Genomic DNA, 13674 nt, shown 5'->3' on the forward strand with positions numbered 1-13674 from the left:
CCAGGGCCCCAGTACCGAGCCCTCCCATCCCTCTCCAAAGGAGCAACGGAACTCATGGACGCTGTGACCCAGGTCCCCGCCCCGGTCAACGAGCCGATCCAGGGGTACGCCCCCGGTTCGCCCGAGCGCGCGCGGCTCGAGGCCAAGCTCAAGGAGCTGGCCGAGAACCCGATCGACCTTCCGATGACCATCGACGGCGTGCGGCGGATGGGCGGCGGCGAGGAGTTCAAGGTCGTCCAGCCGCACAACCACCAGGCCGTCATCGGCACCTTCCGCGGTGCCACCCGCCAGGACGCGCAGGACGCCGTCGCCGCCGCGCTCGCCGCCGCTCCGGCGTGGCGCGCGATGTCCTTCGACGACCGCGCCGCGATCATCCTGCGCGCCGCCGAACTGCTGGCAGGCCCCTGGCGCGAGACGATGGCCGCTTCGACCATGCTGGGTCAGTCCAAGACCGCGCAGCAGGCCGAGATCGACACCCCCTGCGAGCTGGTGGACTTCTGGCGCTTCAATGTCGCCTACGCCCGCCAGATCCTGGCCGAGCAGCCTCCGGCCAACTCTCCGGGCGTGTGGAACCGCCTGGACCACCGTCCGCTGGAGGGCTTCGTCTACGCGATCACCCCGTTCAACTTCACGGCGATCGCGGGCAACCTGCCCACCGCTCCCGCCCTGATGGGCAATGTGGTGGTCTGGAAGCCGTCTCCGACGCAGACCCACGCCGCCGTGCTGCTGATGCGGCTGCTGGAGGAGGCCGGTCTGCCCAAGGGCGTCATCAACCTGGTGACGGGCGACGGCATCGCCGTCTCCGAGGTGGCACTCAACCACCCGGACCTCGCGGGTATCCACTTCACCGGCTCGACCAAGACTTTCCAGCACCTGTGGAAGACGGTCGGCAACAACATCGAGAAGTACCGCTCCTACCCGAGGATCGTCGGCGAGACGGGCGGCAAGGACTTCGTCGTCGCCCATCCGAGCGCCGATCGCGCCATCCTGAAGACCGCGCTGACCCGGGGCTCCTTCGAGTTCCAGGGCCAGAAGTGCTCCGCGTCCTCGCGTGCGTACATCCCGGCCTCCATCTGGAACTCGGGTTTCAAGGAGGAGTTCGCCTCCGAGGTCGACGCCATCAGGATGGGCGATGTCACCGACCTGACGAACTTCATCGGCGCCGTCATCGACGAGCGCGCCTTCGCCAAGAACAAGGCCGCCATCGACCGCGCCAAGGCCGATCCGAGCTGCACGGTCGTCGCGGGCGGCACCTACGACGACTCGGTGGGCTACTTCGTCCGCCCGACCGTCATCGAGTGCACCGACGCGGAGAACGAGGTCTTCACGACCGAGTACTTCGGCCCGATCCTCGCGGTGTACGTCTACGCGGACGAGAAGTACGAGGAAATGCTGGCGCAGATGGAGTCGGTGTCCGCGTACGCGCTGACCGGCTCGGTCATCGCCGGTGACCGGGCCGCCGCAGCCGACGCGATGGAGAAGCTCCGCTATGCCGCGGGCAACTTCTACATCAACGACAAGTCGACCGGCGCCGTCGTCGGCCAGCAGCCCTTCGGCGGCGGCCGTGCCTCCGGTACGAACGACAAGGCCGGGGCCCCGCAGAACCTGATGCGCTGGACGCTGACCCGCGCGATCAAGGAGACGCTGGTCCCTCCGACCGACTACACGTACCCCCACATGGGCTGACCCCGCCCCCGGCCCCGGGGCACAGCGCTCCGAGGCCCCGTGACCCCAGCCCCCTGCCGGCTTCCCCCGTACCGGCCGGGGGCGGCTCACGTTCACCGGGCTTAGGCTGCTGGAGAAGGCAGGGGGGTCGCGCCGAGGAGGCACACCATGCCCGGTTCCACCACGCTCGGCTCCGGCCACGGGGTCGACGCGATCGATCACGCCGACGCCCGGCGGCTCGCGTCCCTCATGCGGGACCTGTACCGCTTGCTGGACGGGGCGGGACCGCACCGGCTCACGGATCCGCAGGTTGCCGCGCTGTGCGGGGCGCAGCCACACAGCCGCGATGAGTTCACCGGCTGGGTGGGCCGGATGGCGGTGTACCTGGAGAAGGTCACCGCGACCTGAGCACTCCGCGCCGGGGTCCGATGGGTGCCTGGAGCCCCTGGAACGGCTCCCGTGGGTCCGCAGGGCGTGCCCCCGCTCGGCTTGGCCGGGCCACGGGGCGGCCCGACCTCGGGGCCACCGTCGGGATCCGGACTGCTCCTCGGAGCCCTTGAGCCTTCTGGCCGTAGGGGTGACCTGTGCCGATGCGTTCGGCGTAACGCGGCAGTCCTCCGACCTGCACTGATTCATTGGCGCGTCTCAGATAGTAGGAAGTCCGACTAACTGTAGAGACACGGCGCTCGGACTCCCCTACTTTTGTAGGAGCCGAACGTCTCGCTAGATCCAGCGAATGGCGGTCGCGAGCCGGTGCCCTCGTGCAGGCAATCCCTGCGGCCCGCTCCCCGCCTCTTCCGGCCCCTCGCAGATATGCCGTGCGGTTGCGCACGGCTCTCGATCTCAAGGAGTCGATCACCATGTCCGAGACGACCCTCCGCCGCCGTGTCCGCCACACCCCCCGGGTGACCGACGCCGACCGCAAGAACGCCGCCGCCGCTCTCCAGCGCGCCCTTGACCGCCGGGACAACGGCGGCCAGACCGGCCACTGACCCATCGTCAGGGTGAGGGCCGCACCGGCTGCTCAAGCCTCCGTCGCGGGGCGGAGGCTTGAGCAGCCGGTGCGACGCGTGTGTGTGCCGGTGCGGACGGCGCGAACCACGCAGGCAAGGCGAACCATGCAGACAGGAACGCATGCGACGCGCAGCACCCGGTGTCCGAGGATTCCGTCCGCATGATGGACGGGGCGTGTCATACGCTGGGACGGGGAGTACGGTGCCGGTATGTCTCGCAGCCTCAATCTCGCAGTGATTCCCGGTGATGGCATCGGCCAGGAGGTCGTGTCCCAGGGCCTCAAGGTCCTCACATCCGTGCTCCCTGACGATGTGAAGCTTGAGACCAGGGAGTACGACCTCGGTGCCCAGCGCTGGCACCGTACCGGGGAAACCCTTCCGGACGCGGAGCTGGAGGCGCTCAAGCAGCACGACGCGATCCTGCTCGGCGCGGTGGGCGACCCGTCCGTGCCGTCCGGCGTGCTGGAGCGCGGGCTGCTGCTCAAGCTGCGTTTCGCCTTCGACCACTACGTCAATCTGCGTCCGTCGAAGCTCTTCCCGAACACCGCGACCCCGCTCGCCGGCCGCCCCGACATCGACTTCGTCGTGGTCCGAGAGGGCACCGAGGGCCCGTACACGGGCAACGGCGGCTCGCTGCGCAGCGGCACGCCCGCCGAGGTCGCCACCGAGGTCAGCGTCAACACCGCGTACGGCGTCGAACGGGTGGTCCGCGACGCGTTCGAGCGGGCCGACGCGCGCCCCCGCAAGAAGCTGACGCTGGTGCACAAGAACAACGTCCTCGTCCACGCGGGTCACATGTGGACGAAGATCTTCAACCGGGTGGCTCAGGAATACCCCGAGGTCACCACCGACTACCTGCATGTCGACGCGGCGACGATCTTCCTCGTCACCCAGCCGGAGCGCTTCGACGTCATCGTCACCGACAACCTCTTCGGCGACATCCTCACCGACCTCGCCGCCGCCGTGACCGGCGGCATCGGCCTGGCCGCGTCCGGCAACATCAACCCGACCGGCGCGTACCCGTCCATGTTCGAGCCCGTGCACGGCTCGGCGCCGGACATCGCGGGCCAGGGCAAGGCCGACCCCACGGCCACGGTCCTGTCCGTCGCCCTCCTCCTGCGCCACCTCGGTTACGAGGGCGAGGCCGTCCGTATCGAGGAAGCCGTCGCCGCCGACCTGGCCGAACGGGACGGTACCGCCCGCACCACCGACCAGATCGGCGACGCGCTCGCCGTACGGGCAGCGGGCTGACCCGTCGACTTCAGACACATCGAAGCCGCCGGGTCAAGCGACCCGGCGGCTTCTCCTGTGCGGCCTCCGGGTGCCACCATCGAGCCATGGGCCGCACGCACACCACTCCGCACCGCCCATCCGCGCCCTGCGATAATCGGGCGTGGGGCCGCACGGTACGGGGAAGCTCGGACGTCCTGGTACCGGTACCAGCTGTGAGCAAGCCATACCGGTAGCGCAGGGCGTTTCCGGACAGACGTGCAGGCGGTCCGTCACACACAAAAGGTGAAGGACACGCAGACATGACGACCACCCCGATCGAGCTCAAGCCCTCATCGAGTCCCCTGTCGGCCGCGGAGCGCGAGGCGATCCTGGCCGACCCCGGATTCGGGCGCCACTTCACCGACCACATGGTGACGATCAAGTGGACGGAGGGCCGTGGCTGGCACGATGCCCAGCTCACGCCGTACGCCCCGCTCTCGATCGACCCCGCGAACATGACTCTGCACTACGCGCAGGAGATCTTCGAGGGCCTGAAGGCCTACCGCGGGCCCGACGGCTCGGTCGCCCTCTTCCGCCCCGACGCCAACGCCCGGCGCTTCCAGGGTTCGGCCCGCCGGATGGCCATGCCGGAGCTGCCCGTCGAGACCTTCATCGACGCCTGTGACGCTCTGGTCCAGCAGGACATCGACTGGGTCCCGGCACACGGCGGCGAATCCTCGCTCTATCTGCGCCCGTTCATGATCGCGACCGAGGTCGGCCTCGGGGTGCGCCCCGCCAACGAGTACCTCTTCATCGTCATCGCCTCCCCGGCCGGCGCCTACTTCCCCGGGGGTGTCAAGCCCGTCTCCATCTGGGTCTCCGAGGACCGGGTCCGCGCGGTCCCGGGCGGCATCGGCGACGCCAAGACCGGCGGCAACTACGCGGCGTCCCTGCTCGCCCAGGCCGAAGCGGCCGAGCACGGCTGCGAGCAGGTCGCCTACCTCGACGCGGTCGAGCACCGCTGGGTCGAGGAGCTGGGCGGTATGAACCTCTGCTTCGTCTACGAGAACAAGATCGTCACCCCGGAGCTCACCGGTTCCCTCCTCGCCGGTGTCACCCGGGACTCCCTGCTCAAGCTGGCCCGCGATCTCGGCTATGAGTCCGAGGAGGGCCGGATCTCCATCGATGACTGGCGGCGCGACACCGAGAACGGCGCGCTCCGGGAGGTCTTCGCCTGCGGTACGGCCGCGGTGATCACTCCGGTCGGGATGGTCAAGACCGCAGGGGGCGAGTGGACGCAGGGCGACGGACAGCCCGGCGCGGTGACACTGGAACTGCGCAAGGCACTCCTCGCGATCCAGACGGGGGCCGCGGAGGACCGGCACGGCTGGGTGCACACGCTCGACTAGGCCCTGTCCTCTGGGCCCTGTCACCGAGGGGAGGGCCCCGTACGAACGGGTGAAGGCCCCAGGGCCTCGTGGTGAAAGGCTCCGGCGTGCTGACCGCCGGAGCCTTCGCCGTCAGGGGGAGTCGGGCGCGGCACGCGGGCGCCCGTATGGTGAGACCCCTGTCCATGGCCGTGCCGCTTTGTGGCACACTTCCACCGTGCTCGCATTCGCCATGATTATCGGCAGCAGCGCGCCGGTCCGCAGTGATCACTGACCAGGGCAGCAACCCCCGCGGCAGTGGCACCATGCTCCAGACCCGCGCGCAGACCTCTCGCACCCGCGAGGGGTTTTTTCGTTTTCCGGCCACACCCCGGCCGAAGGCGGCAGGCGCGCGACGATGGAGCAAGTGGAGCCAGAAGTTCCGGAGCTTACGGATCCACTCTTCCGACAGGAGTCACCACCGCCATGACCACGACAGGCACCAGCTTCGATGATGCCCGGACCAGGCCCGATGACGGCTTCCACGTCTTCGACACCACCCTGCGCGACGGCGCCCAGCGTGAGGGCATCAACCTGACGGTCGCAGACAAGCTGACCATCGCCCGCCACCTGGACGAGTTCGGCGTCGGCTTCATCGAGGGTGGCTGGCCCGGTGCCAATCCGCGCGACACCGAGTTCTTCGCCCGGGCCCGCGAGGACATCCAGTTCCGCAACGCCCAACTGGTTGCCTTTGGCGCCACCCGCCGCCCCGGCGGATCCGCAGCGGAAGACCCGCAGGTCAAGGCTCTGCTCGACTCCGGCGCCCCCGTGATCACCCTCGTTGCGAAGTCCCACGACCGGCATGTCGAGCTGGCCCTGCGCACGACCTTGGACGAGAACGTCGCGATGGTCCGCGACACCGTCTCCTACCTGACGGAACAGGGCCGGAGGGTGTTCGTGGACTGCGAGCACTTCTTCGACGGATACAAGGCCAACCCGGGATACGCCAAGGCCGTTGTCCGTGCAGCGGCCGAGGCGGGTGCCGAAGTGGTGATCCTCTGCGACACCAACGGCGGCATGTTGCCCGCGCAGGTCCAGGCCGTGGTCGCCACCGTGCTCGCGGACACCGGCGCCCGCCTCGGAATCCATGCTCAGGACGACACCGGCTGCGCCGTGGCCAACACCCTGGCCGCCGTGGACGCGGGCGCCACCCACGTCCAGTGCACCGCCAACGGGTACGGTGAGCGCGTCGGCAACGCCAACCTCTTCCCGGTCGTCGCCGCACTGGAGCTGAAGTACGGCAAGCGGGTGCTGCCCGACGGCGCGCTCCGGGAGATGACCCGGATCTCGCACGCCATCGCCGAGGTCGTCAATCTGACCCCGTCCACGCATCAGCCGTACGTGGGCGTCTCGGCCTTCGCGCACAAGGCGGGTCTGCACGCTTCGGCGATCAAGGTCGACCCGGACCTCTACCAGCACATCGATCCCGAGCGGGTCGGCAACACCATGCGGATGCTGGTCTCCGACATGGCGGGCCGTGCCTCCATCGAGCTCAAGGGCAAGGAGCTCGGGGTCGACCTGGGCGGGGACCGCGAGCTGCTGGGCCGGGTGGTCGAGCGGGTCAAGGAGCGTGAGCTGCGGGGCTACACCTACGAGGCGGCTGACGCCTCCTTCGAGCTGCTGCTGCGCCAGGAGCTGCGCGGCGAGGAGGTGGGCAAGCCGCGTACCTACTTCCGGACGGAGTCATGGCGCGCCATCGTCGAGGACCGCCCCGACGGCACCCACGCCAACGAGGCCACCGTGAAGCTCTGGGCCAAAGGCGAGCGGATCGTCGCGACCGCCGAGGGGAACGGCCCGGTCAACGCCCTGGACCGGGCGATGCGCGTCGGGCTGGAACGTATCTACCCCCAGCTCGCCAAGCTGGAGCTGGTCGACTACAAGGTGCGCATCCTGGAGGGCCGCCACGGCACGGACTCCACGACCCGGGTGCTCGTCACGACCAGCGACGGCAAGGGCGAGTGGTCGACGGTCGGGGTCGCCGACAACGTGATCGCGGCCTCCTGGCAGGCGTTGGAGGACGCGTACACCTACGGGCTGCTCAGAGCCGGGGTGGAGCCGGCGGAGTAGGCCGACGCGGTGGGCCGACGGGCGGGCGCGGCGGGCCTGCCGATCGTTATTTCATCTATGTCATAAATTGCCCAGCTCGGGTAGCGTCGGACTATGAGGACCAGGCCGTCCCCCCTTCTGTCGGCGCTGGCGGCCCTCGCGGGGCTGGCGCTCGTGCTGCTGCTCGCCGTGGCTATGACACCGGCACCGGCTTCCGGTGCCGGTGTCGGTTCCACCGGGATCTCCGACGCCGCCCAGGCGCTGAAGCAGGGGCCCGTATACGTCGATCCCGGTGCCCGTTCCCAGCTGTCCGAGGCTGACCAGGAGGCGCTGGCCCGGAAGATCAAGGACGCGGACCGGCCCGTCTTCATCGCCGTACTACCGGAGAGCTCCGCCTTCCCCGCGGACCGTGTACTCGGTCAGCTGCGTGCCGCGACCGGGATCGCCGGGCTGTACGGGGTCCGTCTCGGCGACGGCTTCGACGCGGGCGCGGACCGGGCGGTGATGCCCAGGGACGAGGTGCGGAGCATCGTGGCAGGGGTGAGGGCCCCGGGTGTCGACGCCGCCACCGAGCTCGGCAACTTCGTCGACCAGGCGCTGCCCGCCGTACGCGGCACCGCCCCCGCCACCTGGTACGGAGCCGACTCGGGCACGCGAACGTCGGGCGTGGGCGCGCTCCTCGCACTCGGTGCGGTCCTCGTCGTCGGAGCCGTCGGCGCGTACGCCTTCGTCCTCCGTGGACGCCGCAGGCGTGCCGAGGAGGAGCGGGCGGCGCTGGAGAAGCTGCGGGTCGTCGTGGACGAGGACATCACCGCGTACGGCGAGGAGTTGGACAGGCTGGACTTTCATCCGGCCGAGCCGGGCGCCGACGACGCGATGCGCGCCGACTACGAACGCGCCCTCGACGCCTACGAGAAGGCCAAGTCCGCGATGGCGGCCGCCACCCGTCCGCATGAGGTGCGCCCGGTCACGGAGGCGCTGGAGGAGGGCCGATTCTCGCTCGCCGTCCTCGCGGCCCGGCGCGAGGGGCACCCGCTCCCCGAGCGCAGGGCGCCCTGCTTCTTCGATCCTCGGCACGGCCCGTCCACCGCGGACGTGCGGTGGGCACCGGCCGCGGGCTCCGCGCGCCGGGTCCCGGTCTGCGCCGCCGACGCGGCCCGGTTGGCGGACGGGGTGGACCCGATGGCCCGCGAGGTCGCGACGGACTCCGGGCGTCGCCCCTATTGGGAGGCAGGCCCGGCTTACGGTCCCTGGGCGGGTGGCTACTTCGGCGGCGGGCTGCTGCCGGGGCTGCTCGCGGGCACCCTCCTCGGCAGTGCGCTGTCCACTCCGGCGTACGCCGCCGAATACGGAGGCGGGGACTTCGGCGGCGACTTCCCGGGCGGGAACCACGGCTCATCCGACGGCGGCTTCTCCGACGGTAGCGGTGACTGGGGTGGCGGCGGGGGCGACTGGGGCGGCGGCGGTGGCTTCGACGTGGGTGGAGGTTTCTGATGCGGACCAAGAAGTGGAATGTCGAGATCGTCATCACGGAAAGCGATCGCACCACGGTGGCCGAGGCCCGGCTGCGGGGCCAGAACGCCGAGGTGTTCGTCGGCGAGGGCACGGCCCACCGCAATCGCGCCGATCAGGACGTCCCTCACATCGGTGATGAGCTCGCTGTCGCGCGGGCGCTCGGCGGGGTCAGTCATGGGTTGCTGCACGAGGTGGCAGCGGAGATCGAGACGCGCACGGGGGAGCGGGTGCCCCGACTCAGGGGTTGGGCCTGACCCGGCCCGCCGCTCCTCGCCCGCCGCTCCGCAGGATCGGAGCGGCGGGCCGTTCGTGGGTGGCATGGCCGGGCTCACGGCGTGCGCGGTCGGCCGTCAGGCCGCGGCCTTGACGGCGGAGATGTCGAAGGTCAGCTTCACTTTGTCGCTGACCATGACCCCGCCGGTCTCCAGCGCCGCGTTCCACGTCAGGCCCCATTCGGACCGGAGGATCTCCGCGCTGCCCTCGAAACCGACCCGCTCGGAGCCGTAGACGTCGGTCGCCGCGCCGTTGAACTCCAGGTCGATCGCGAGCGGGCGGGTGACGTCCTTGATGGTGAGGTCTCCGGTGACGCGGTATTTGTCGCCGCCGAGCTGCTCGGCCTTGGTGGAGCGGAACCTCATCAGCGGGAACTGCTCGGCGTCGAAGAAGTCGCCGCTGCGCAGATGGTTGTCGCGGTCCGCGATGCCGGTGTCGATGCTCGCGATCTTGACATCGATGGTGGCAGTCGAGGACGCCGGGTCGGAACCGTCCAGCCGCAGCCGCCCCTCGTGTTCGGCGAAGCTGCCGCGCACGTTGGTGACCATGGCGTGGCGCACGGTGAAGCCGATGCTGCTGTGGGCCGGGTCGATGGTGTACGCGCCGCTCAGTGCGGCGAGCGCCGGGTCGACCTCGCGGGGCGCGGCGGTGACGGTGCTGGTGGCGGTCTCGTTGCTCTTGCGGTTGAACAGGCCCATGGTGTGCTCCTCGGGTGGCGGTGGCCGGGTGGCGGAGTGACCTTCCCGGCCACTCGTTGAAGCTTCAACAAGCATCACCATAGAACCATTCCGTTCAACTTTCAACATCTCTGATGTGGCCGGAGTCGGATCGGGGATGGGCCGATCCGGTGAACGCCGCCGAGGGTGTGTTGCCGGCTCCCGGTGCTGTTCCCGCCCCCGCCCCGGGCGCTCGCGCCGTCCTGCCGTTCGTGCGCGCCGACTGGAGACCCTCGACAACACCGTGGTGGCGCCAGCCGGGTGTGGGGTCCATCGGTCCGAAGTGGCCAACGGACGGCCTGGGGGTGACGCCTTTGTCGGGCTCCGACAATCCGGTACGGCGTTCCGCTGGCACTTGGCCTGCACTACCGGATGGTTCTGTCCGAGGGTGACAGGAGAACGGTCCCGAGACTGTACGGAGTCAACGGCAGGATTTCGTTGTCCGGGTCCGTAGGGTCAGTACATGACCGTTTTGGACGAGACCGCCGAAGCGCCCACCGACGCACGCGGGCGTGTGGCCGAGTTGCATGCTCTTCGTGAAGAGGCTCGGCGTGGCCCGAGTGAGCGTGCCACCGAGGCGCAGCATGCGAAGGGCAAGCTGACCGCGCGTGAGCGGATCGAGCTGCTGCTGGACGCGGGCTCGTTCCGGGAGGTCGAGCAGTTGCGGCGGCACCGGGCGTCCGGTTTCGGCCTGGAGGCGAAGAGGCCGTATACGGATGGTGTCATCACCGGTTGGGGCACGGTCGAGGGGCGTACGGTCTTCGTCTACGCGCACGATTTCCGGATCTTCGGCGGTGCGCTGGGCGAGGCCCATGCCACCAAGATCCACAAGATCATGGACATGGCCATCGCGGCGGGTGCCCCGCTGGTCTCGTTGAACGACGGCGCGGGTGCGCGTATCCAGGAGGGCGTCTCCGCGCTCGCCGGTTACGGCGGCATCTTCCAGCGCAACACGCGGGCCTCGGGCGTCATCCCGCAGATCTCCGTGATGCTCGGCCCGTGCGCGGGCGGTGCCGCCTACAGCCCGGCGCTGACCGACTTCGTCTTCATGGTCCGTGAGACCTCGCAGATGTTCATCACCGGCCCCGATGTCGTCAAGGCGGTCACCGGCGAGGAGATCACCCAGAACGGGCTCGGCGGTGCGGACGTGCACGCCGAGACGAGCGGTGTGGCGCACTTCGCCTACGACGACGAGGAGACCTGCCTCGCGGAGGTCCGCTACCTCCTGTCGATGCTGCCCTCCAACAACCGTGAGAACCCGCCGCACGCCAGCACCGAGGATGCGGCCGAGCGCCGCTCCGACGCGCTGCTCGATCTGGTCCCGGCGGACGGCAACCGGCCCTACGACATGCACAAGGTCATCGAGGAGATCGTCGACGACGGCGAGTACCTCGAAGTCCACGAGCGCTGGGCACGCAACATCATCTGCGCGCTGGCCAGGCTCGACGGCCAGGTCGTCGGCATCATCGCCAACCAGCCGCAGACCCTGGCGGGTGTGCTGGACATCGAGGCCTCCGAGAAGTCCGCACGCTTCGTCCAGATGTGCGACGCCTTCAACATCCCGATCGTGACCCTGCTGGACGTCCCGGGCTTCCTGCCCGGTGTCGACCAGGAGCACGGCGGCATCATCCGGCACGGCGCCAAGCTGCTGTACGCCTACTGCAACGCCACCGTGCCCCGGATCTCCCTGATCCTGCGCAAGGCCTACGGCGGCGCGTACATCGTCATGGACTCCCAGTCCATCGGCGCCGACCTCACCTACGCCTGGCCCACCAACGAGATCGCCGTGATGGGCGCCGAAGGCGCCGCCAACGTCATCTTCCGGCGCCAGATCGCCGACGCGGAAGACCCCGAAGCCATGCGCGCGCACATGGTCAAGGAGTACAAGTCCGAACTCATGCACCCCTACTACGCCGCCGAGCGCGGCCTGGTCGACGACGTCATCGACCCGGCCGAGACCCGCGAGGTACTCATCCGCTCCCTCGCCATGCTCCGTACGAAGCACGCCGACCTGCCGTCCCGCAAGCACGGCAACCCCCCGCAGTAACCCACGAGGAGAACGCTGCACATGACCACGACCGTCGACTCCCTGCTCCGCGTCGAGAAGGGCCACGCCGAGCCCGAGGAGCTGGCCGCGCTCACGGCGATCCTGCTGGCCCGTGCCGCCTCGCAGCCGGACGCCCCGGCGGGCCGGGGTCGCAGCACCGCCGGCTGGCGCCGACTGGAGCGCCAGTCCGGCTTCCGCGCCCCGCACAGCTGGCAGGGCTGACACCACTTCGCGTACCTCGCCCCCGTAGACGTTCGCCTCGAAACATCGCGAACGGGTACGGGGGCGAGGTGCGTTCAGGCGTGCCGCGGTGAGGAAAGTCCAGGAGCGCCCGCTGCCGTCTCGCGCCGTCACCGCAAGGGACCGACGCGGCCGCCGATGTGCGCACGGTCGACCGGCCGGGTGTCGGTGCTGAGGCGGTGTCGGTGCCGACCGAGGTGTTGCCAGGCTCTTCTCGGTGGCCCAGCGGCATGACGACGGCGCGTGAACGGGCCCTGGGCGGTGGCCCGCGCAGAGCAAGGAGAACGGGGTCCCGCACTCCGTGAGGAATGGGAACCCCGCCCGTGGGACTGGTCCGGCAGCGGCGGCCGCGGCTACCGCAACCGGGCCATGAGTGCGTGCTCGACGAGGGTGATGAGTGCGCTTTTGGCGTCGGCGCGGTGGCGGGCGTCGGTGGTGATGATGGGGGTGTCGGGGCCGATCTGGAGGGCTTCGCGGACTTCGTCGGGTGTGTAGGGCTGGTGTCCGTCGAAGCCGTTGAGGGCGATGACGAAGGGGAGTCCGCTGTTCTCGAAGTAGTCGACGGCGGGGAAGCAGTCGGCGAGTCTGCGGGTGTCGACGAGGACGACGGCGCCGATGGCGCCGCGTACGAGGTCGTCCCACATGAACCAGAAGCGGTCCTGTCCGGGGGTGCCGAAGAGGTAGAGGATCAGGTCCTGGTCGAGGGTGATGCGGCCGAAGTCCATGGCCACCGTGGTGGTGGTCTTGTCTCCGGTGTGGGTGAGGTCGTCGATTCCGGCCGATGCGGACGTCATGACGGCCTCGGTACGCAGCGGGTTGATCTCCGAGACGGCGCCGACGAACGTGGTCTTGCCCACGCCGAAGCCGCCCGCCACCACGATCTTCGCGCTGGTGGTTGAGCGGGCTGCACCGCCGCTAGAGCTTGCGAAGTCCACTGAGCACCCTTTCGAGCAGTGTCACGTCTGGCTGACCACCGGCGGACTGGTCGCCGCCGGGCTGGTGGATGGCGACAAGTCCGGCCTCCGCCAGGTCGGCGACGAGGATCCGGGCAACGCCGAGGGGAATGGAGAGAAGTGCCGAGATCTCAGCCACCGACTTGATCTCGAAGCACAGTCGGCAGATCCGCTGGTGCTCGGGCAACTGCCCTTGCAGCCGCGCGGGATCGGCCGTGGTGCTGACCAGCGCCTCGATGGCGAGCTGGTAGCGCGGCCGGGTCCGGCCGCCGGTCATCGCGTAAGGACGCACCAGCGGGTTGCTGTTGCCCGACGCGGGAGCGGACTCCGGAGCCCTGCGGGGTGCCACCGGCTGGATGCGGGGCGACTGCGGCTGGTCGTACGGGCCCTGGGGCTGGTCGTACGGGCCCTGAGGTCGCTGGTAGGGCTGGGGGCCGCCACCTCTGCTGGGCGCGGAGGGGAAGCCGAAGCGGTTCTGGCCCTGCTCACCCGGAGCCTGGTGAGCACCGTCATATGGGTGTCCGCCTGGGGGTGTTGCCACTTCTCATCCTCCTCCGCCGCGCCGTA

13 protein-coding genes are annotated in these 13674 nt (G+C 69.7%); 10 read left to right on the forward strand and 3 right to left on the reverse strand.

All coding sequences use genetic code 11. The annotated features are described in order from the left end of the window. Positions 1 to 54 precede the first annotated feature (54 nt). From pruA to V1460_RS08615, 8 genes are all read left to right on the forward strand, one after another. Positions 55 to 1686 (forward strand): L-glutamate gamma-semialdehyde dehydrogenase, encoded by a 1632-nt coding sequence (pruA, locus tag V1460_RS08580; protein ID WP_338673126.1) that lies wholly within the window; start codon positions 55 to 57, stop codon positions 1684 to 1686. Between the two features lie 147 nt (positions 1687 to 1833). Next, complete coding sequence (locus V1460_RS08585; RefSeq protein WP_338673128.1) at positions 1834 to 2073, forward strand: hypothetical protein; 240 nt, start codon at positions 1834 to 1836, stop codon at positions 2071 to 2073. A gap of 452 nt (positions 2074 to 2525) precedes the next feature. Then, entirely contained in the window at positions 2526 to 2657 is a 132-nt protein-coding gene (locus tag V1460_RS08590; RefSeq protein WP_338673129.1) for a hypothetical protein, read from the forward strand. A gap of 231 nt (positions 2658 to 2888) precedes the next feature. After that, entirely contained in the window at positions 2889 to 3929 is a 1041-nt protein-coding gene (locus V1460_RS08595) for a 3-isopropylmalate dehydrogenase (protein ID WP_338673130.1), read from the forward strand. Positions 3930 to 4210: 281 nt separating this feature from the next. Further along, complete coding sequence (locus V1460_RS08600; RefSeq protein WP_338673132.1) at positions 4211 to 5299, forward strand: branched-chain amino acid aminotransferase; 1089 nt, start codon at positions 4211 to 4213, stop codon at positions 5297 to 5299. Between the two features lie 444 nt (positions 5300 to 5743). Continuing rightward, positions 5744 to 7384, forward strand: a complete 1641-nt coding sequence (cimA, locus tag V1460_RS08605; RefSeq protein ID WP_338673133.1) for a citramalate synthase — start codon at positions 5744 to 5746, stop codon at positions 7382 to 7384. Between the two features lie 93 nt (positions 7385 to 7477). Next, a complete protein-coding gene (locus V1460_RS08610) occupies positions 7478 to 8857 on the forward strand; it encodes a hypothetical protein (protein WP_338673134.1) in 1380 nt (459 codons plus the stop codon). Next, positions 8857 to 9132, forward strand: a complete 276-nt coding sequence (locus V1460_RS08615) for a dsRBD fold-containing protein (protein WP_338673135.1) — start codon at positions 8857 to 8859, stop codon at positions 9130 to 9132. Before V1460_RS08610 ends, V1460_RS08615 begins: the two co-directional genes overlap by 1 nt. Before the next feature lie 96 nt (positions 9133 to 9228). Here V1460_RS08615 and V1460_RS08620 read toward each other — a convergent pair whose 3' ends face one another. Continuing rightward, positions 9229 to 9849: a YceI family protein gene (locus tag V1460_RS08620; protein WP_338673136.1), complete on the reverse strand. Its 621-nt coding sequence runs from the start codon at positions 9847 to 9849 to the stop codon at positions 9229 to 9231. A 481-nt stretch (positions 9850 to 10330) separates the two neighbouring features. Between V1460_RS08620 and V1460_RS08625 the strand changes: the two genes are divergently transcribed. Both V1460_RS08625 and V1460_RS08630 read left to right on the forward strand, forming a co-directional pair. Beyond that, positions 10331 to 11914, forward strand: coding sequence for an acyl-CoA carboxylase subunit beta (locus tag V1460_RS08625; RefSeq protein WP_338673137.1), 1584 nt, complete (start codon positions 10331 to 10333; stop codon positions 11912 to 11914). Positions 11915 to 11935: 21 nt separating this feature from the next. Next, positions 11936 to 12136, forward strand: coding sequence for an acyl-CoA carboxylase epsilon subunit (locus tag V1460_RS08630; RefSeq protein ID WP_338673138.1), 201 nt, complete (start codon positions 11936 to 11938; stop codon positions 12134 to 12136). A 371-nt stretch (positions 12137 to 12507) separates the two neighbouring features. Here the strand turns inward: V1460_RS08630 and V1460_RS08635 are convergent, their stop codons facing one another. Beyond that, positions 12508 to 13089 (reverse strand): ATP/GTP-binding protein, encoded by a 582-nt coding sequence (locus V1460_RS08635; RefSeq protein WP_069978110.1) that lies wholly within the window; start codon positions 13087 to 13089, stop codon positions 12508 to 12510. Then, on the reverse strand, positions 13070 to 13648 hold the full coding sequence (locus tag V1460_RS08640; protein WP_338673139.1) for a DUF742 domain-containing protein: 579 nt from the start codon (positions 13646 to 13648) through the stop codon (positions 13070 to 13072). Before V1460_RS08640 ends, V1460_RS08635 begins: the two co-directional genes overlap by 20 nt. Positions 13649 to 13674 lie beyond the last annotated feature (26 nt).

Source organism: Streptomyces sp. SCSIO 30461, assembly GCF_037023745.1.
Lineage (GTDB): Bacteria > Actinomycetota > Actinomycetes > Streptomycetales > Streptomycetaceae > Streptomyces.

What these genes read in the sequence shown, in the direction of transcription:
- V1460_RS08610 (WP_338673134.1), top strand. Translation starts at nt 7,478, where the DNA reads ATGAGGACCAGGCCGTCCCCCCTTCTGTCGGCGCTGGCGGCCCTCGCG.
- V1460_RS08600 (WP_338673132.1), top strand. Translation starts at nt 4,211, where the DNA reads ATGACGACCACCCCGATCGAGCTCAAGCCCTCATCGAGTCCCCTGTCG.
- V1460_RS08630 (WP_338673138.1), top strand. Translation starts at nt 11,936, where the DNA reads ATGACCACGACCGTCGACTCCCTGCTCCGCGTCGAGAAGGGCCACGCC.
- V1460_RS08585 (WP_338673128.1), top strand. Translation starts at nt 1,834, where the DNA reads ATGCCCGGTTCCACCACGCTCGGCTCCGGCCACGGGGTCGACGCGATC.
- cimA (WP_338673133.1), top strand. Translation starts at nt 5,744, where the DNA reads ATGACCACGACAGGCACCAGCTTCGATGATGCCCGGACCAGGCCCGAT.
- V1460_RS08615 (WP_338673135.1), top strand. Translation starts at nt 8,857, where the DNA reads ATGCGGACCAAGAAGTGGAATGTCGAGATCGTCATCACGGAAAGCGAT.
- V1460_RS08625 (WP_338673137.1), top strand. Translation starts at nt 10,331, where the DNA reads ATGACCGTTTTGGACGAGACCGCCGAAGCGCCCACCGACGCACGCGGG.
- V1460_RS08620 (WP_338673136.1), bottom strand. Translation starts at nt 9,849, where the DNA reads ATGGGCCTGTTCAACCGCAAGAGCAACGAGACCGCCACCAGCACCGTC.
- pruA (WP_338673126.1), top strand. Translation starts at nt 55, where the DNA reads ATGGACGCTGTGACCCAGGTCCCCGCCCCGGTCAACGAGCCGATCCAG.
- V1460_RS08590 (WP_338673129.1), top strand. Translation starts at nt 2,526, where the DNA reads ATGTCCGAGACGACCCTCCGCCGCCGTGTCCGCCACACCCCCCGGGTG.
- V1460_RS08595 (WP_338673130.1), top strand. Translation starts at nt 2,889, where the DNA reads ATGTCTCGCAGCCTCAATCTCGCAGTGATTCCCGGTGATGGCATCGGC.